The sequence below is a fragment of the Caballeronia sp. AZ10_KS36 genome, assembly GCF_023631105.1.
Classification (GTDB): Bacteria; Pseudomonadota; Gammaproteobacteria; order Burkholderiales; family Burkholderiaceae; genus Caballeronia.
The window spans coordinates 16,030-33,175 of sequence record NZ_JALQDQ010000008.1; the positions used below are offsets into that span (position 1 = coordinate 16,030).

The window sequence follows — 17,146 nt, forward strand, 5'->3', positions numbered from 1 at the left end:
GACGTCCATTCATGGAAGCACAAAAGCGCGCGCTTCACAACGCCGTGCTTGAAACAGCGCGCGGCACGTTGCGAGCGTGTCTCGTCGCGTGCGCGCTGTGCGCCTGTCACGCGCACGCGGCGATCATGCTGCGCTGCGAGTCCGACGACAACACGGTGAGCTATGTCAGCGAGCGCATCGAACACGCGCGATGCAGCCGTGTGCCGATGAACTGGCGGCAGCCGGCATTGCCGGCGACCAGCGCCTCTGCGTCTGCGCCCGCCATGCCGCGCCCCGTCGCGTTGCGGCGGCGCGAAGCCACGACGCGCATCTACAGCTACGTCGAGGACGGCGTGCGGCACTATCTCACGCGCAAGCCGGAACGCGTCGCAGCGAGCGTGTCGGTGATCGAGCTGCACTACATCGAAACGTGCAACCTGTGCGAGCCCGCCGCGGACGTGAACGTCGCCGCGCTCTCGCTCGACACGCGTTCTTACCAACGCGAGATCGACGCGGCGGCGGCATCGTTCGGCGTGGATCGCGCGCTGGTGCGAGCCGTGATTCACGCCGAATCGGGATACCGCGCCGACGCGATCTCAGGCAAGGGCGCGCAGGGTCTCATGCAGTTGATGCCCGCGACGGCGGCGCGCTTCGAGGTGGGCGATCCGTTCGACGCCGCGCAGAACATCCGCGGCGGCGTGCGCTATCTCGCGTGGCTTCTGCGGCGCTTCGGCGGCGACGTCGACCTTGCGCTCGCGGCCTACAACAGCGGCGAAGGCGCGGTCGCGCGTCATGACGGCGTGCCGCCCTATGCCGAGACGCAGGCGTACGTTTCGCGCGTGAAGCTGCTCGTGGACCGCTATCGCGCCGTGCGCTAGCGGCCCACTTGGTCGGTCCTGTCGATCGCGCGGCGCGTCTACTTCGTGTTGTCGATCACGATCTGTCCGTTGTATTCGACCTTGCCCCGGAAGAAGTAGTCCGTGCAGGCTTTGTAATCGCCCGGATTGACGAGCGAGAAGGGCATGCCGTAGTCGACGACCTTGCATCCGGTCACGGGCTTGCCGTCGGCCCACGAATAGTCCTTGTCGAGATAGGCCTTGAGCGCCGCCGCCGAGCCTTCGTTGAAGCCGCGCATGTTGGCGCAGCCGAGCGGCTCGTCGGCCGGGATCGTGACGCCGAGTTCGCGCGCCATTTCCTTGTACGCGTTGATGCGGTTGGTGACTTGCGGCTGCTCCGCGCCGCCTTTGCCGCATTCGATGCCGCCGTTGATGATGAACACCGTCGCGCCGAAGCCCGGCTTCATGTTGTTGCCGAGGTCGACCGCATTCGGCTTCCAGGTGCCGTCGATAGCCCAGGTCATCGGCGGTTTGGGCGTTTGCGGCGTCACCGCGAACCAGATCGCCGACGCGAAATTCAGCCACGTATCCGCGACGCGGCCCGGATTGTCGAGCAGGATGTTCGGATCGTTGTAGAGCGCCTGCGAAAATGGCCCGAAGTTATAGTTCCACGACAGCTGCTTCGCGCCGCGTCCGAAGTAGTCGAGATAGCGGCCCGCCGAATTCTTCGCGCACGCATAGAAGATCCAGTTGGTCGCGTGCGAGCCCGGCTCGCATTGCTGATACGCGCCGACCGCCGATCCTTCCTGATATCCCGATTCGCGCAGGAACCACAGCGCCTGCTGCCAGAAGGGAATCGGCGTGTCCTGCGGCATCTTGGCGAGCACGGCGTTGTTGTGATCCGGATAGCCGGAGCGCACTTGCGCGGGCGTGAGCGACGGCCAGTTCGCGCCGGTTTCCTGCGTGAAGTGCGCGAACGATGTCGCGAGCAGCTTGCGGCAGATGGCGAGCGCATCGCGTCCGTCCGCATAGTCGCCGCAATACGCCGGGAACTTCGCGACGCCGCGCAGGAAGTTCACATACGAGTAGTGGATGTCGCGCACCGGGAAGAGCTGATCGAACTTCTGCTCGTCGATGACCGACTCGACACGCCTCACGTTCGACGGATTCGCCGCGCGGCCGGGGACGACGGCGTTGACGTCGTCGTCGGGCAAGACGCGCAGCGCGTCGCGCACGATCGCGATGAGTCCGTTGGTCTGATCGACGAGCGTCTTCTCGGTGGCGCTCAGTTGCGCGGGCGTCGGATAGCCCGCCGGTTCGGCGATGTAGGTGATTTTCGGTTTGTAGGCGGCGCTCGGCACGGGCGCGGGCGTTGGAGAGGGAGCAGGGGCAGGCGCAGGTGATGGCGATGGAGCAGGCGCAGGCGTTGGGGTTGGTGCGGGAGCGGGAGCGGGGGCAGGTGCGGGCGCAGGTGCCGGTGCCGGCGTTGGTGCAGGAGCAGGGGCGGGTGCGGGCGAAGGCGCAGGTGCAGGTGCAGGTGCAGGTGCAGGTGCCGGCGCAGGCGCAGGTGTAGGTGCAGGTGCAGGTGCAGGCGCAGGTGCGGGCGCAGGCGCAGGTGCAGGTGCAGGTGCCGGCGCTCCGCCGCATGCGCCGAGGTCTTCCCAGACGCCATACATGCCCGATTGCGCGGGGTTGTCGCCTTGGGTCCACCACTTGTTGCGATAGTTTCGGCCGTTGTATGTCACGCGGGTGTCGGGCTGCGCATAGGTTTGACTCGACGACCACGCCGCATAGCATCCTGCAGGAGCAGGAGCAGGAGCAGGAGCAGGAGCAGGAGCAGGAGCAGGAGCAGGAGCAGGAGCAGGAGCAGGCGCAGGCGCAGGCGCAGGCGCAGGCACCGCGTCGGCCGCGCCGACATCGCGCCACAACGTCGGCGACGCCGATGGCGTCCATCCCGCGCCGGGATACGCCGTGTGCGTCTGCAACGCCTGATACACGCGCCCGTTGTACGTCACGGTGGCGCCGACCGAATAGGTCGCCCCCTCGCGCCATGCTTCCTGCGCGAGCGCCGCGCCGGCATGGAGCAGCAATGCGGCGGGCAGCACCGCCAGCTTTCTTCGAATCGATGACATCTCAGTCCTCCACACGCGAACGTCCGGCGACGGTCAGCGCCGGGTCATGCCTCTGTCGGGGAAATGGGTGAACTTCCACTCCGAATAGCTCGTCTGCGTCGCGAAGCTCGCGTCGCTGTCGGAGAATCCGTCCTTCTTGAGCGGCGCTTGCGTCGATGCGCTATAGACGCCGTACAGCTCGCCGCCCGGCCCGCGAATGGTTTGCCACTCGCCGCCGGTCATGGGATCGTCGTAGGGCTGGCGCAGGTAGCGCCGCACGAACGACGCGCGCGGATCGCGTGTGAGGTCCTTCAATTCCTTCGGGAACGCACCGCTCTTGTCCGCCTTGACGTACGCCTTGATGGCCGCGCGTATCGCGTCGCCCCGACGCAGCAGTTCGTCTTCCTTCGCGCGCTGCGTCTGCGTGCTCCAGACCTCGCCGACCTTCATCAGATAGATGCCGATGACCGCCACGGACATCAGCGCCCACAACATGCCGAAGCCGCGTTGCCTACCACGCGCTGTAATCGGTGCCATCTTTCGCCTTGCCTTTCGCGCCGCTGCGCACGTTGTAGACGCCCGGCGTTCCGTCGGCGGGCGGCTCGACAGTCCATGTGGAGCGGCTCATGGAAACGGGGTCCAGCGGAATCTCGCGCAGATAGTGCTTCTGCACGAGTTCGTCGAGCGATTGCGGATAGCGGCCCTGATCCGCGCGAAAGTGGTCGATCGAATCGCGCATCGCGGCGAGGTTTTCGTGCAGCACCGTTTCCTTCGCCTTGTCCGCCTGGCCGAAGTAGCGCGGCACGACGATCGTCAGCAGCGTCGCGATGATCGCCAGCACCACGAGCAGCTCGATCAGCGTGAACGCGCGACGCAGCTTGCGTAGCATCGCCATCACCATCTCCGGTAGGGAATGCCGTTGAGCCCCGTGCCTTCCGAGAGCGAATACACGTCGTAGACGTCGTCGCCTTCGGCGGGCGATTCCGCGTCGCTCGCGTAGCTGCGCTTGCCCCACGTGGCCTCGTCCGAGCGGCTCGGGCAGTCGCACATCGGATCGCGCGGCACGCGCCGCAGGAAGTAGATGCGCGCGTGCGTGGGACTGGTCTTGTCGACCACGCCTTCGACGAGCGTCGCCAGCTTCGGCGGATAGCCCGCATCGCCCGGCGCGCGATCCATCTTTCCTTCGTCGCCGGCTTTCTTGTACGCGTCGATCGCATCGCGAATACTCCACAGCGCGCGACGCAGTTCGTCTTCCCGCTGATGCTGCGCCGCCACCTGAACGAGCGGCGCGGCGACCATTGCGAGCGCGGCGAGAATCGCGAGCGTCACCAGCAGTTCGATGATCGTGAAGCCTCGTTGCATCGTGATCGGCTCATGCGGTGGTTCAGGGCTGCGTGCGCGGCGGCCCATTGGGCGCGGCAGCCGGCGACATGCGTGACGACGGCAGCGGCGGCGGCAACGCGCCCACCGGCTCTGGCGGCGCGGGCGGCTGCGGCGGCTGCTGAGGCTGCTGAGGCTGCTGAGGCGGCGGCGCGGATGTCTGCGGCGCGGCCGGAGGCGGCAGGCGCGCGGCCTGGTTTCCGCCGACCACGTCGCGTTCGGTGGTGATGCGGCTTTCCGTGCCCGAATCGAACTGCACGACGTTGCCCGCGGGCATCGCCTGACTACGCACGATGCGCGGCGTCAGCAAGAGCACGAGTTCGGTTTCGTGGGCGTCGTTGGTGCGGTCGCCGAAAATGCGATCGAGCAGCGGAAGGCGGCTGAGTCCCGGCAGGCCGCTCGCGGCTGCGCGCTCGTTGCGCTGGAGCAGGCCGGCGAGCATCTGCGTTTCGTTGTTGCGCACGCTCATCACAGTGTCCGCCGTGCGCGTGCCGATCTGATACGCGACGAGTCCCGTCGATGTCGTGATCGTGTCGGTCACGTTCGACACTTCCATGTGCAGCTTCACCTGCACTTCGTCGTTGTTGACGATGACCGGCGCGACTTCCAGCGACAGCCCGACGTCCTGATAGTTGACGCTCTCGGAACTGAAATTGCTCGACAGCGTGGTCGTCACGACAGGCAGCCGGTCGCCGATCAGCACCTTCGCCTTCTCGCGGTTTCTCACGCGGATGCTCGGGTTCGCGAGCGTCCGCGTCTTGCCCTGCGTCTGGAGGAAGTCGATGCCCACCGGCCCGATACGCACGAGCACGTCGCTGCTGTTGAGGTTGCGCAATTGCTGGAGCGTGACGGTGTTCGGCGGCAGCGTGGTCTGATCGGCTGCGGTGCCGGACTGCAATCCGAACACGATGTTGTCCGGATACTGAATGCCCAGATGCAGCAGATCGGACGACGACACTTCGAGAATCTGCGCATCGATGACGACTTCGGCGGGCGTCACGTCCAGCGCGCGGATGATGCGCTCCGCCACCTTCAGCGTTTCCGGCGCGTCGCGCATGACGATGGCGTTGGTGCGCTCGTCCAGCACGGCGTCGCGCGTCTTGACCATCTGCTTGAGCACGCCGAGCACCTGCGCCGCCGACGAGTTCGTGAGATAGAACGTGCGAACGACGAGATCGCGGTACTCGGTTTCCTTGTCCGGCCGCTTCGGATAGATGAGGATGGCGTTGTCGCCCACGACCTTGCTCGAAAGCTGATTGGCCTGAAGCACCATGGTCAGCACTTGTTTGACCGGCGTGTTGCTGGCGTAGATGGTGGTCGGCGCGCCCGACTGCACGTCGCGATCGAAACTGAAATTCAGCCCCGTGATGTTCGACATCAGTTCGAAAATGCTGATGAGCGGCTGGTCGCGAAACTGCACGGTGATGGGCTGATCCATGTCCTTGTTCAGTCGGGGCGCGAGATCGGCGGCTTTCGGCGTGAGCAGCTCGTCGCGCAGACGCGCGGCGCGGGCGTTTTCGGGCTGCTTCGCGAGCGCGTCCGTGGCGATGGCAAGCGCCGCTTGCGGCTGGTCCACCCGGATCGATTCGGCGTATTGCAGCGCGCCGTCGATGGCGGCTTGCCGGTTGATCCACTCGATCAGCTCGCGCGGCTGGTCGTCGCCGGGCGCGGCGGCTTGCGCGCGGCGCGCCCACGCGAGTGCCTGCGCGGAGTCGCCCGCGCGATACGCGACCGTCGCGCGTTGCAGATACTCCACCGACAGCCGGCGTCGCAGGCTCATGTACCAGCTTTTGATCTCCAGATCGTCGGGATACTCCGCGCTCTGCTGCGCGAGCAGGTCCAGTTGCGCGTCGGGCGGCATGCCGGCGAGCCGGTTTTGCAGGTCCTGTCGATGCAGTTCGCCCGCGCACGAACTCAGAAGCGGCAGCAGCAGCCACACGGCCACGTCTTTCAGCCGGATCATTGGATTCCCCCGATTGGCAGCGTTTGCTGGCGCTTGAGCGGCAGGTACGTGAAGCGGACGTGCTTGCGGTCGATTTCGTCGATCCGGTAGGCGTTGAGGATCGTGTCGCCCGGGTGCAGGAAGCCTTTGTTCTGGCAACTCGCGCAGAGCCGGAACTCGCGTCCGGTGCCGGACAGCACGATGTAGAACGCGCCACGCGAATCGAGCCACAGCGAGCGCACGGCAAAGGGCAGCGGCGGCGGCTCCGGCGGCGGGGGCGGCTTGACCGAGCCGGGCGGCGGCGGTGGCGGCGGCGGGGGCGGCGGCGGTTGCCAGTTCTGGCTCGGAAACAGATCGACGGGCGCGCTCGCGGCATTCGCGACGGTTTCGGGCGCGGGCGTATCGGGCGCGCTGGCGGGGGGCTGCGGCGCGGCTGCACCGGGCGCGGATGGCGTCGATGGCGTCGTTGTGTCCACGGCCGGCGCGGCGTCCTGCGTTTCGCCCCGGAAGTACACGAATGCGATCAGCCCGAGCGTCAGCGCGAGGAGCAGCAAAAACGGCCTCGACACTTTCAGCGCGCGCGTGTCGAGGGCTTTCATTTCGACGCTTCCACGACGAACGCGCATTGCAGGCGCACTTCCAGATCCGTCGCGCCGATGTTCGGCCGCGAGATCGTGACGCGCTCCCAGCGCGTGCCCGGCAAGGTTCGCATCTCGAAGACGAAGTTGCGCAGCGGAAGATAGCGGCTCGTGAACGTCGCCTCCACGATATATCGGCGCAGCGACGAATCCTTGTCTTGCGCGGCGAGCTGATACGTGACCTGCGGGATGGTCAGGCCGTTCTTCGCGGCGATGGCGTGCATGCTGTGAAGGAATACGAAATATCGTTGTTCGGCGCTGACGGGGGCGACCGCCTCATCGGGCGACGACGGCGGCGGTTGCGTGAGCTTCGCGGCGCGCGCGTCGAGCTCGGCTTCGCGCGCGGCGATGTCGCGGCGCAGCGGCACGATGTCCGCCAGCGCGATCACGGCCGCGCCGCCTATGAGCAGCAGCGCGATCAGCCCGAACGTCCCGAGACGCCACCTCAAACGGCGCAGTTCCCACGTCCAGCGGTTCATCGGCGGCCTCCGGATGCGTGGCCGGTGGGCGTCGGCGGGGCGGGCGGGGTTCGCGCAGGCGTGGGTGAGGCGGGAGCTGGCGGGGCCGTCGAAGCGGGTGTCGGCGCGGCAGTCGGCGGCGCGGAAGCTGGCGCATCAGTCGACGAGGCAGTCGACGAGGCAGCCGCCGTCGCCGAGGCAGTAGCCGCCGCCGCCGCCCCCCGCGCGGGCGCGCTGGCGAAAGCCTTCCACGTCACCTGCAACGACGTTTGCACCGACGGCGCCGGCGGCCCCGGCTTTTCCGTCTGCCGCTTGAGCGTCACGCTTTCGGTTTGCGGCTGCGCCTGAAACCAGTCGGCGTAAGAAATCGCCTCCTGCACCGAGCGCGTCTCGAACTGCATGTTGATCTGCCGCGATGCCGTGACGATATCGATCGTCAGAAAGGCGATATTCGGATGCCATCCCGCTTCGATCAGATCGCGCGCCGGCTCGGCCGCGTAGCGTTGCTGCGCCATCAGCGCGGCGCTGCGCGCGTCGCTGCCGCCGCGATGCGCGTTGCTGATGCGCGCAAAATGCGCCTCCTTTCTCGCGATGACGGACTCGCGCTCGTCCAGCGCCTCGCCTTTCGCGTGGAGCGCATCGCGGACCTGCATCGCCGCGATCACCGCGGCGACGCCCGCGACGAGCGCGGCGAGCCCCGCCGCCGCGCCTGGACGATTCGCGCGATGCAAATCGATGCGCGGCGCTTTCATGTCGCTTCGTCCCAGGGAGCGCCAAGCCATTCGATGCCCGGCGCCTCTGCCGACCAGCGCGCGCCGTCGCCCGGGCCGATCACGTAGCGGCGCGCGGGCGACGGCGCGCCCTGGTCGGCGCAGAGCACGAAGGCATCGCGCAGCACGTCGTCGAGCGTGCCTGCCACCGGCAGCGCGATAAAGCCCGTCCAGCCGCCGCCGTTTCGCAGTCCGATTTGCGCGACGGCCGCGCCTTCGTCCACGGTCTCCAGCGCGACGATGGCGATGGAACCGTCGCGAATCCGCGCCGCGTGCTGTTGCAGCGCGAACGTGTAAGCCGGCTCGATGCCGCTCAGCATCAGCCTGCGTGTCTTGCACATCTTTTCGATGCCCGCGCACAACGCCTCCGGCATCGCGGCGACGAGGCGTGGGCATCGCCAGTTGCCGTCGGTCGCGGCAAAGCGCGATGTCTCGCTGCCCGCGCCGGTCTGCAACGACTGCACGCGTGCGGCGGCAATCCAGTCCTGCGGCTTCGCGAGCGGCTGCCACGGCAGCGCGTGATAGCGGGCGAAAGGCGCGCCGGCCACCACCCGCAGCGCATGCAGACCGAGACGCGACGGCTTCGGCGCGAGCGTTTCGATGGCCTTGAGCGCCGCCGCGACATCGCCGGGCGAAAACGAACCGGCGATGCGCGCCGTGCCGGGCACGCGTGCGCGCGCGCCTTCGAGCAGGATCGTCGTGCGGCTGACAAGGCCGGACGCGGCGCTGGCCGATGCCGCCGCCTTCGCGCGCAGAGAGTCGATGTGATCGGAGAAACGCGACATCGTGCGCCTTGCGCCTAGTTTTCGACGATGGTGACGCGATTGACTTCGGCGAGCGTCGTGCGCCCGTCGGCCACCGCGCGCAGCGCGATCTGCCGGATCGGCACGAAGCCGCTGTCGTAGGCCAGTTGTTTCAGTTCCATGATCGGGCGCCGCTCGACGAAGCACTGCTTGATCGCATCGTTCAGACGCAGCACTTCGGCAATCGGCTGACGCCCCAGATAACCGGTGCGCCGGCACATCTCGCAGCCCGCGCCGCGCCTGAAGCGCCAGTTCGCCACCTGCTCGCGCGAAAGCGCCGAGGCGCGCAGCATGGCGTCGTCGGGCGGATCGTCGTCGCGCACGCAGTGCGGGCAGTTCTTGCGCATCAACCGTTGCGCGACCGCGCCGAGCAGGGCATCGACGAAACTGTGCATGTCGACGCCCATGTGCAGAAACCGGTCGAGCACGGAGAACACGTTGTTCGCGTGCACGGAGGTGAGCACGAGGTGGCCCGTGAGCGCCGCCTGCACCGCGATGTTCGCGGTCTCGCCGTCGCGAATCTCGCCGACGAGGATCTTGTCGGGATCGTGGCGCAGGATCGAGCGCAGCCCGCGTGCGAAGGTCAGTCCTTTCTTGTCGTTGATCGGGATCTGCAGCACGCCCGCGAGTTCGTACTCGACCGGATCTTCGATGGTGATGATCTTCTCGTCGCCGGTGTTGATCTCGGTGAGCGTGGCGTAGAGCGTCGTCGATTTGCCGGAGCCTGTCGGTCCCGTCACGAGCAGAAGGCCGTACGGCTCGTGCGCGATCTTGCGGATCGCGTGGACGATCTCCGGCTCGTGGCCGATCGAATCGAGCCGCAGCGCGCTCGTCGTCGCTTCGCCGCGCTGTTTGTCGAGCACGCGCAGGACGGCATCCTCGCCGTGGATCGACGGCATGATGGACACGCGGAAATCGATCTCGCGCTGGCTGATGATCGCCTTGAAGCGCCCGTCCTGCGGAATGCGCCGCTCGCCGATGTCGAGATCCGCCATCACCTTCAGGCGCGAGAGCACTTGTTCCGCCGTGTCGATGCCGTTCGCGCTCGCGGTTTCCTGCAACACGCCGTCGATGCGGTACTTGATGACGAGTCCCGTCGCCGTGCTTTCGATATGAATATCCGATGCGCGAGCCTTGAGCGCGTCGTATAGCGACGAATTGACGAGCCGTATGACCGGATGCGAGTCGGCGGCGAGCGTCGCCAGCGTGATTTCGACGCCCGCATCGGCGATCGCCGCCGACTGGCCTTCGACATTGATCTGCATGAGCGCCTGGTGCGCCGACTCGTGCAGCGCGAGGAACGCCATCAACTCCGACGGCACGCAGATCCCGAAGGCGAACGGCTTCTTGACGCGGTTCATCGCCCAGGCGCGCAAGAGCGGGTCGAAGGGATCGGCGAGCAGGAGCCAGAGTTTGGCTTCCGTCCGGCTGGAATCGGCGGCGAGCAGGCACTTGCGCGAGGCGGCGTCGCCGAAGGAGAGCAGGTCGAAGCGCGGTTCGAGCGTTTCGAGCGCGGCGGCGTCGAATGCGCGCAAGTGAAGCATGCTCGCGACCGTATCGAGATAGGCGGCGGGATCGTGGCCGGCGTCGTCCCAGACCTGTTGCTGACGCCGGCGAGCCGGTGCGCTGACGGCTTCGTTCATGTTGTCACCCCACCGCGCCGGCCAGTTGGAAGATCGGCATGTACAGCAAGAAGATGATGGTTCCGACGATGCCGCCCACCGCGAGCATCAGCACCGGTTCGACTATGCGCATGAGCGTGTCGATGGCGCGGTCGAGTTCCTCGTCGCAGAACTCGGCGGAGCGCGTCACCATGTCGGCGAGTTCGCCGCTCTGTTCGCCGACGCGGATGAGCCGCTCGGCGACCGGCGTCGTCAGGTTCGCTGCGGGCAGCGCGCCGGAAAGCGGCTTGCCTGCGCGAATCTCGTCGAGCGCCTCGGACAATGCGCTTCGCAGATGCGCGGGCAAGACCTGCGCGGCCAGTTCGAGCGATGTCACCATCGACATGCCGCCTGCGAGCAGCAGCCCGAGCGTGCGATAAAAGCGCGTAAGGCCGAAGAGGCGCTGGTAGTCCGCGAGCTTCGGCAAGCGGAAGAACGCCGACATCAGCCGCTCGCGGACCTTCGCGCTGCGCAGCGACAGGGCCGCGCCGGCAAGCGCCGCGAAGAGCGCCGCGAGCAGCACGCCGCCGTGCGCCTCCACCAGATTGCCCCACGCGAGCATCATGCGGACGGTGAAGGGCATGTCCTTCATCGTCGCGAAAACCTGGCTGAACTTGGGGATCACGTAGAACGCCATGAACAGGATGATCATGGCGCCCGTGCCGATGACGATCGACGGGTAGACCATCGACGACACGACTTTCTTGCGCACCGTCGAGAGCCGCGCGTCGTAATGGTGATAGCGTTTGAGCGCCTCGGCCAGATGCCCGGTCTGCTCCGCCGATGCCACCGTCGCCACATACAGCGGCGGAAAGTGTTCGGGCTGACGTTCGAGCGCGCGCGAGAGCGGCTCGCCTTCGTACAGCGCCGCGACGATGCCTTGCAGCACGGTCCGGTTCAAGCCTTCCTTGCTCTTGTCGCGCAGCGTTTCCACAGTCTCGACGAGGCTGAGTCCCGCTTCGAGCAGCGCAATGAGTTCCTGCGTGAAGAGCCCGCGCTCGAACACCGGCTTGCGTAGCGAAAACCCGCGCTTTTTCGCGTCGAGCGGCGCCGCGTCGACGAGCGAGAGGCCCATCTCCGCGAGCCGCATGCGCAACTGCGCTTCGTCGTCGGCGTCGAGTTCGAGATCCTGCGGGCCGCTTTCGCTATCCACCCGGGCGCGATATCGCATGATGACCGGTGCGCTCGTCATTTGTTGACGATATCCGCGTCCTCGCCCGAGCCGCGGGCTTGCCGTCGGCGCCGTAGGTCATCAGGTCGTAGTCCTTGCCGCCTTCGCCTGGCGAGCGATAGATATAGGGCTTGCCCCACGGGTCGTTCGGAATCGCGCTGCTCATGTACGGGCCTTCCCATCCGCTCGCGTTGCCCACGTTGGTCATGAGTGCCGCGAGGCCGGCGTCCGTGCCCGGAAAGTGTCCCGTGTCGAGCCGGTATCGATCGAGCGCGCTTCCGATGCCCTTCATTTGCGAGGCGGCCGTCTTGCTGCGCGCCTTGCCCACTTCGCCGAAGAGCTTCGGCCCGACATAACCCGCCAGCAGCGCGATGATGAGCAACACCACGAGCAGTTCCAGCAACGTGAATCCGCGTTGCCGCCAACTGATTGCGCGGCGGGCGAGCCGCGCGCGTGAAGCCGCCGCCGTCGCGCATGCGGCTTTGAGTGAGAGTCGGTGCATGGCTGCTCCCGCCAGATTTCGATACGTCGCCATGCGCGCGGTCGCCGCGTCACGTCATGCGACACGCGCGCTTCCGTTCACGAATCACTTGAGTCCGTCGCTCATGATTTTCAGAAGCTCGGCGCTCGGGCCGTCGCCGTCCAGTTCCCAGGCGAAGGAACCGCGCAGGCTTTGCGCCTTGACGTAGTCCATCTTGAGGCGCACGGCGGCCGGCGAGTCATAGGACCACCAGTTGTTGCCGTCGAACTTGTAGGACGTCTTCGCGACCGGATGCTCGTACAGCGTGCCCGCTGCGCTCTTGAGGATGCGGTAGTCCTCGATGCCTTCCTCGTACTTGCCGGGCGCGGGCTTGGTCGCCTTCTGATAGAGACCGTTGCCGCTCGGGCCCGCGCTCACGCCGGACCAGCCGCGTCCGTAGAACGGGATGCCCACGACGATCTTCGTCGCCGGCACGCCCGCGTTGAGCAGCGCCTTCACCGCGCCGTCGACGTTGTAGGTCGGCGCGTATTGACCTGCCTTGTAGTTCGGGCTGTCGGGGTCGCCGAAGAGCGGCGCCTGGAAGTCCGTTGGCCCGTTCGCTTCCCAGCCGCCGTGGAAGTCGTACGACATGATGTTGATCCAGTCGAGCGACTTGCTGTATTCAGCCGGCTCGGTCATGGCGATCTTGTCGCCGCCCGCGCCGATGGCGACAGTCAGGTAGTAGTGCTTGCCGTTTTGCGAGCCGATTGCATCCAGTTGCTTGCGGAACTCGGCGAGCAACAGGGTGTAGTTCTTCTTGTCGTTCGGATCGACGACGTTGTACGGCTGGCCGCCGCCGCCGGGAAATTCCCAGTCGATATCGATGCCGTCGAACACGTTCGCGCCGACGCCTTCGCCGCCCGCGTTCGAGCCCGAGTCGAACGGCAGATTGCCCTTGATGTAGACATCGATGCACGATGCGACCAGTTGCTTGCGCATTGCATCCGTCGATGCGGCCTTGCCGAACCACTTCGACCACGTCCATCCGCCGATCGAAATGATGACCTTGAGGTTCGGATATTTGGCCTTCAACTGTTTGAACTGGTTGAAGTTGCCCTTGAGCGGTCCGGCCTTGCCGCTGCCGTAACGCGGATCGTTTTGCGGGAAGTCCCAGGCATCGGCCTGACCGCTGACGGCTTCGTTCGCGGAGAAGCCTTTTTGGTAGTCGGCCCATGCATCGCCGCCGGTGCCTGCATCCGGCGCGCTCGGGTTGGTCGCGCCCGGCTCCGCCTTGTTGACGATGCCGCATTCGTAACCGCCGTTCTTCTGATAGATGTTGCCGAATGCGTAATTGATGAAGGTGAGCAGTCTGGCCGAACCGGTCGCGTCGACGTCCTTCACCTTGTAATTGCGATCGTAGATGCCCCACTGGGCAAAATAGCCGCCGATTTCCCGACCGCCGACGGGCGCGGGGGACGGTGTTGGCGTGGGCGTCGGCGTTGGCGTCGGCGTCGGCGTCGGTGTTGGCGTTGGTGTCGGTGTTGGTGTTGGCGTTGGCGTTGGCGTTGGCGTTGGCGTTGGCGTTGGTGTTGGTGTTGGCGTCGGTGTTGGCGTTGGTGTTGGAGTCGGCGTAGGAGCAGGAGCAGGAGCCGGCGTCGGCCCGCCAGAGCATGCGCCGATGTCCTGCCACACGCCGTATTGCCCCGATTGCGCAGGATTCTCGCCTTGCGTCCACCACTTGTTTTGAAAATTGCGCCCGTTGTACGTCACGCGGCTGCCCGCGTTCGCATAGACCTGCGTTGCCGACCACGCCGTGAAGCACGCAGTGGGCGTCGGTGCGGGCGTGGGTGTGGGTGTCGGCGTCGGCGTCGGCGTCGGCGCGGGAGCCGGCGCGGGCGCTGGAGCCGGCGATGGCGTTCCGCCCGACGCCCCGAGATCTTTCCACAACGTCGGCGTCGAAGAGGGCGTCCATCCCGCGCCCGCATAGGCCGTGTGCGTCTGCAGCGCCTGATATGTGTGGCCGTTGTATGTGACGGTCGTGCCTGCCGTGTAGGTCGCGCCTTCCTGCCACTCGGCGGCCGATGCGGATGTCGAATACGCGACGATCGCGGCCAAAACGAGCGGCAAAACTTTGGATTGCTTACCAAGTCGATTCATGAAAACGGCTCCGTCACTTTGTTGTGCGTTGTGCGTTTCGATCTTTGAGTTAGCCGTGGCGTTCGACGTGATAAGCGGATCGCCAGCGCGAGGTCATGCGGATGTATTGATAGCCCAACGACCCATGCGAAGCAAGTTGCAAAAGAAGAACAGGCATCGCAAGAATTCGATTTCGAGGGTCGACGCGCTACGAAGGGCGCATCCGTTTCTCGAATCGATGTTTCGGGGAGGGCACGGATGAGTGAGTGTGGAAGCCGTCGTTGCCGAAGGCGTTTCATGCGGGCTCATCATGCGGTTCGACGTCGATGGAAGACGTGAACGCAATCCTGCGCAATGCAATGATGGTTTCGTTACGCGAATGCCGCAAAAAAATGACCCGCATGATGCGGGTCGTGCGGGTCATTCAGATGCGCCGAAGATGGCTTTCAGAGCGCCTCGCGTGCCGCCTTGGCCGCGGCGCGCACCTGATCCGGCGCGGTGCCGCCCGGATGATTGCGGCTCGCGACCGAGCCTTCGAGCGTCAGATAGTCGAACACGTCCTCGCCGATCAGATGCGCGACGTTCGGCAGTTCGATGCGCATCGCGTCCAGCGAGAGATCCGCGATATCGCAGCCGCGCTCGTCGCAGATGCGCACCGCGTGCGCCACGGCTTCGTGCGCATCGCGGAAGGGCAGGCCGCGCTTCACGAGATAGTCCGCGAGATCGGTGGCGGTTGCGAAGCCTTGCAGGGCCGCCGCGCGCATCGCCTGCGGCTTCACCGTGATGCCCGCAGCCATTTCGGCGAAGATGCGCAGCGTGTCGGCGACCGTATCGACCGTGTCGAAGAGCGGTTCCTTGTCTTCCTGATTGTCCTTGTTGTACGCGAGCGGCTGACCTTTCATCAGCGTGAGCAGCGCCATCAGATGCCCGTTCACGCGGCCCGTCTTGCCGCGCGCCAGTTCGGGCACGTCGGGGTTCTTCTTCTGCGGCATGATCGACGAACCGGTGCAGAAGCGGTCCGCCAGGTCGATGAAGCCGACGCGCGGGCTCATCCACAGCACGAGTTCTTCGGAGAAGCGCGAGACGTGCGTCATGATGAGCGCGGCCGCCGCCGTGAATTCGATCGCAAAATCGCGGTCGGAGACGGCATCGAGCGAATTGGCGCAGATGCCGTCGAAGCCGAGCGAGGCCGCCACCGCGTGACGGTCGATCGGATAACTCGTGCCCGCGAGCGCCGCCGCGCCGAGCGGCAGCCGGTTCACGCGACGGCGGCAATCGCGCATGCGTTCGGCATCGCGCGTGAACATTTCGACGTACGCGAGCAGGTGATGCCCGAACGTCACCGGCTGCGCCACTTGCAGATGCGTGAAGCCGGGCATGATGGTGTCCGCGTGCTTCTCCGCCATGTCGATGAGCGCGAGACGCAGGTCCTTCAGCAAGTCGCCGATGCGGTCGATCTCGCCGCGCAGCCACAGGCGGATGTCGGTCGCGACCTGATCGTTGCGCGAGCGGCCGGTATGCAGCCGTTTGCCCGCATCGCCGATCAGCGCGGTGAGCCGCGCCTCGATGTTCAGGTGCACGTCTTCCAGATCCAGCTTCCACTCGAACTCGCCGCGCTCGATCTCGCCCTTGATCTGCGCCATGCCGCGCTCGATGGCCGCGAGGTCGTCCGCGCCGATGATCTTCTGCGCCGCGAGCATGGACGCATGCGCGAGCGATCCCTGAATGTCGACGAGCGCGAGCCGCTTGTCGAAGAACACCGACGACGTATAGCGTTTGACGAGCTCCGACATCGGCTCGGAGAAGCGAGCCGACCAGGCTTCGCCTTTTTTGTGAAGTTGGGACGTCATGGTGTGTTTTCGGCGTTCGAGGCGTCAGAAAGACGAGAATTTTAACATTCGGGGCTACGCGTCCCCGACCAGAATCACGAGCTTCAGGTCTTCGCGATGCGCCGGCTTGAACGTGATCTGATTGAACACCACGCGCCCGCGCGACGGATGATCGAACGCGCGCTCGCCGCCTTCGCGCTCGAACACGTCTTGCGAGGCCCAGTAGCGCGCGAATGCATCGCTTGCGGCGCTCAGCGCGTCGATCAATGCGCGCGTCGGCGGATCGTTCAGATGGCGGATGGAATCGGCGCGAAATTCGGCGGCGAGGCGCCGCGCGCGCGTTTCCCAGTCGACGATCAGCGTTCGCGCCGCCGGCGACGTGAACGTGTAGGTCAAGAGATTGCGGTCGTGCTCGCCGTCGAGCCAGCCGACGAAGAGGTCCGCCGCCGGCGCGTTCCAGCGCAGCGCGTTCCACTGACGGTCGAGCACGTAGGCGGGCGCGCCGATCAGCCCGACCGTCTGCAACAGCGCGGCGGGGACGTCCTGCGCGGCGGGATCGGGCTCGGCGGGATCGCGCTGTGCGGCGAGTTCGAAGAGATACGCGCGTTCGGCGCGCGACAGTTGCAGCGCGACGGCGATGCGCGCCAGCGCTTCGGCGGAAGCGGAAACCGGCCGGCCCTGCTCGATCCACGTGTACCAGGTCGGGCTCACGCCGCACAGTTGCGCGACTTCCTCGCGGCGCAGGCCCGGCGTGCGGCGGCGCGGACCCGGCGGCAAACCGACCGCGAGCGGCGACAGACGTTCGCGATGCGTGCGGATGAATTCGCCGAGCGCGCGCGCGGGCGTATCAGCGAGCGGTTCGGCGGGCTTGTTTTCGGTTCGGTTCATGCGGACTTCGGACTCAAACGTCGGCGCGCGACGGGTGGTTCGGATACCAGGATAACCAGTCAACTTGTACCGGTACAAGGCGGG

Annotated in this window: 17 protein-coding genes and 1 pseudogene; 2 read left to right on the forward strand and 16 right to left on the reverse strand. The window is 66.2% G+C overall.

Annotated features, from left to right (window positions below; all coding sequences use genetic code 11):
* Positions 1 to 11 precede the first annotated feature (11 nt).
* Positions 12 to 857 (forward strand): lytic transglycosylase domain-containing protein, encoded by an 846-nt coding sequence (locus NCR35_RS04640; RefSeq protein ID WP_250533337.1) that lies wholly within the window; start codon positions 12 to 14, stop codon positions 855 to 857.
* Between the two features lie 38 nt (positions 858 to 895).
* Here NCR35_RS04640 and NCR35_RS04645 read toward each other — a convergent pair whose 3' ends face one another.
* Positions 896 to 2,176 carry a chitinase gene (locus tag NCR35_RS04645; RefSeq protein ID WP_250533427.1) on the reverse strand — a complete coding sequence of 427 codons (1,281 nt, stop codon included), beginning with the start codon at positions 2,174 to 2,176 and terminating at the stop codon, positions 896 to 898.
* Between the two features lie 41 nt (positions 2,177 to 2,217).
* Between NCR35_RS04645 and NCR35_RS04650 the strand changes: the two genes are divergently transcribed.
* Positions 2,218 to 2,388 carry a hypothetical protein gene (locus NCR35_RS04650; RefSeq protein ID WP_250533431.1) on the forward strand — a complete coding sequence of 57 codons (171 nt, stop codon included), beginning with the start codon at positions 2,218 to 2,220 and terminating at the stop codon, positions 2,386 to 2,388.
* 148 nt (positions 2,389 to 2,536) lie between these two features.
* On the opposite strand, the pseudogene NCR35_RS04655 reads toward NCR35_RS04650, so the two are convergent.
* The 15 genes and pseudogenes from NCR35_RS04655 to NCR35_RS04725 all read right to left on the reverse strand — a co-directional run.
* Positions 2,537 to 2,947, reverse strand: a pseudogene (locus NCR35_RS04655) (carbohydrate-binding protein); the annotation flags it as partial.
* A 33-nt stretch (positions 2,948 to 2,980) separates the two neighbouring features.
* A complete protein-coding gene (locus NCR35_RS04660) occupies positions 2,981 to 3,463 on the reverse strand; it encodes a type II secretion system protein (protein WP_244848108.1) in 483 nt (160 codons plus the stop codon).
* A complete protein-coding gene (locus NCR35_RS04665) occupies positions 3,438 to 3,815 on the reverse strand; it encodes a type II secretion system protein (protein ID WP_502801648.1) in 378 nt (125 codons plus the stop codon). The genes NCR35_RS04660 and NCR35_RS04665 overlap by 26 nt, the downstream gene beginning before the upstream one ends.
* A gap of 5 nt (positions 3,816 to 3,820) precedes the next feature.
* Positions 3,821 to 4,288, reverse strand: a complete 468-nt coding sequence (locus NCR35_RS04670; RefSeq protein WP_244848110.1) for a type II secretion system protein — start codon at positions 4,286 to 4,288, stop codon at positions 3,821 to 3,823.
* Between the two features lie 22 nt (positions 4,289 to 4,310).
* Positions 4,311 to 6,269, reverse strand: coding sequence for a secretin GspD/PilQ domain-containing protein (locus NCR35_RS04675; RefSeq protein ID WP_250533339.1), 1,959 nt, complete (start codon positions 6,267 to 6,269; stop codon positions 4,311 to 4,313).
* Complete coding sequence (locus NCR35_RS04680) at positions 6,266 to 6,847, reverse strand: hypothetical protein (RefSeq protein WP_250533340.1); 582 nt, start codon at positions 6,845 to 6,847, stop codon at positions 6,266 to 6,268. The genes NCR35_RS04675 and NCR35_RS04680 overlap by 4 nt, the downstream gene beginning before the upstream one ends.
* Entirely contained in the window at positions 6,844 to 7,365 is a 522-nt protein-coding gene (locus tag NCR35_RS04685; protein WP_250533341.1) for a hypothetical protein, read from the reverse strand. The genes NCR35_RS04680 and NCR35_RS04685 overlap by 4 nt, the downstream gene beginning before the upstream one ends.
* Positions 7,362 to 8,096 carry a hypothetical protein gene (locus NCR35_RS04690; RefSeq protein ID WP_250533342.1) on the reverse strand — a complete coding sequence of 245 codons (735 nt, stop codon included), beginning with the start codon at positions 8,094 to 8,096 and terminating at the stop codon, positions 7,362 to 7,364. The genes NCR35_RS04685 and NCR35_RS04690 overlap by 4 nt, the downstream gene beginning before the upstream one ends.
* Complete coding sequence (locus NCR35_RS04695) at positions 8,093 to 8,899, reverse strand: hypothetical protein (protein WP_250533343.1); 807 nt, start codon at positions 8,897 to 8,899, stop codon at positions 8,093 to 8,095. Before NCR35_RS04695 ends, NCR35_RS04690 begins: the two co-directional genes overlap by 4 nt.
* 14 nt (positions 8,900 to 8,913) lie before the next feature.
* Positions 8,914 to 10,560, reverse strand: coding sequence for a GspE/PulE family protein (locus tag NCR35_RS04700; protein WP_250533344.1), 1,647 nt, complete (start codon positions 10,558 to 10,560; stop codon positions 8,914 to 8,916).
* Positions 10,561 to 10,564: 4 nt separating this feature from the next.
* The gene (locus NCR35_RS04705; RefSeq protein WP_250533345.1) at positions 10,565 to 11,770 is read right to left on the reverse strand and encodes a type II secretion system F family protein; all 1,206 of its coding nucleotides are present in this window, start codon (positions 11,768 to 11,770) and stop codon (positions 10,565 to 10,567) included.
* A complete protein-coding gene (gspG, locus tag NCR35_RS04710; protein ID WP_350029182.1) occupies positions 11,724 to 12,251 on the reverse strand; it encodes a type II secretion system major pseudopilin GspG in 528 nt (175 codons plus the stop codon). The genes NCR35_RS04705 and gspG overlap by 47 nt, the downstream gene beginning before the upstream one ends.
* Positions 12,252 to 12,335: 84 nt before the next feature.
* On the reverse strand, positions 12,336 to 14,366 hold the full coding sequence (locus NCR35_RS04715; RefSeq protein WP_250533346.1) for a glycosyl hydrolase family 18 protein: 2,031 nt from the start codon (positions 14,364 to 14,366) through the stop codon (positions 12,336 to 12,338).
* Positions 14,367 to 14,791: 425 nt separating this feature from the next.
* Positions 14,792 to 16,195 carry an argininosuccinate lyase gene (gene argH / locus NCR35_RS04720; RefSeq protein WP_250533347.1) on the reverse strand — a complete coding sequence of 468 codons (1,404 nt, stop codon included), beginning with the start codon at positions 16,193 to 16,195 and terminating at the stop codon, positions 14,792 to 14,794.
* Between the two features lie 54 nt (positions 16,196 to 16,249).
* The gene (locus NCR35_RS04725; protein WP_244848121.1) at positions 16,250 to 17,062 is read right to left on the reverse strand and encodes a helix-turn-helix transcriptional regulator; all 813 of its coding nucleotides are present in this window, start codon (positions 17,060 to 17,062) and stop codon (positions 16,250 to 16,252) included.
* Between the last annotated feature and the right edge of the window lie 84 nt (positions 17,063 to 17,146).

Bases quoted from the DNA above. Each gene is read 5' to 3' on its own strand.
- NCR35_RS04640 (WP_250533337.1), top strand. From the start codon at position 12: ATGGAAGCACAAAAGCGCGCGCTTCACAACGCCGTGCTTGAAACAGCG.
- NCR35_RS04650 (WP_250533431.1), top strand. From the start codon at position 2,218: ATGGCGATGGAGCAGGCGCAGGCGTTGGGGTTGGTGCGGGAGCGGGAG.
- NCR35_RS04660 (WP_244848108.1), bottom strand. From the start codon at position 3,463: ATGGCACCGATTACAGCGCGTGGTAGGCAACGCGGCTTCGGCATGTTG.
- NCR35_RS04665 (WP_502801648.1), bottom strand. From the start codon at position 3,815: ATGCTACGCAAGCTGCGTCGCGCGTTCACGCTGATCGAGCTGCTCGTG.
- NCR35_RS04670 (WP_244848110.1), bottom strand. From the start codon at position 4,288: ATGCAACGAGGCTTCACGATCATCGAACTGCTGGTGACGCTCGCGATT.
- NCR35_RS04675 (WP_250533339.1), bottom strand. From the start codon at position 6,269: ATGATCCGGCTGAAAGACGTGGCCGTGTGGCTGCTGCTGCCGCTTCTG.
- NCR35_RS04680 (WP_250533340.1), bottom strand. From the start codon at position 6,847: ATGAAAGCCCTCGACACGCGCGCGCTGAAAGTGTCGAGGCCGTTTTTG.
- NCR35_RS04685 (WP_250533341.1), bottom strand. From the start codon at position 7,365: ATGAACCGCTGGACGTGGGAACTGCGCCGTTTGAGGTGGCGTCTCGGG.
- NCR35_RS04690 (WP_250533342.1), bottom strand. From the start codon at position 8,096: ATGAAAGCGCCGCGCATCGATTTGCATCGCGCGAATCGTCCAGGCGCG.
- NCR35_RS04695 (WP_250533343.1), bottom strand. From the start codon at position 8,899: ATGTCGCGTTTCTCCGATCACATCGACTCTCTGCGCGCGAAGGCGGCG.
- NCR35_RS04700 (WP_250533344.1), bottom strand. From the start codon at position 10,560: ATGAACGAAGCCGTCAGCGCACCGGCTCGCCGGCGTCAGCAACAGGTC.
- NCR35_RS04705 (WP_250533345.1), bottom strand. From the start codon at position 11,770: ATGACGAGCGCACCGGTCATCATGCGATATCGCGCCCGGGTGGATAGC.
- gspG (WP_350029182.1), bottom strand. From the start codon at position 12,251: ATGCACCGACTCTCACTCAAAGCCGCATGCGCGACGGCGGCGGCTTCA.
- NCR35_RS04715 (WP_250533346.1), bottom strand. From the start codon at position 14,366: ATGAATCGACTTGGTAAGCAATCCAAAGTTTTGCCGCTCGTTTTGGCC.
- argH (WP_250533347.1), bottom strand. From the start codon at position 16,195: ATGACGTCCCAACTTCACAAAAAAGGCGAAGCCTGGTCGGCTCGCTTC.
- NCR35_RS04725 (WP_244848121.1), bottom strand. From the start codon at position 17,062: ATGAACCGAACCGAAAACAAGCCCGCCGAACCGCTCGCTGATACGCCC.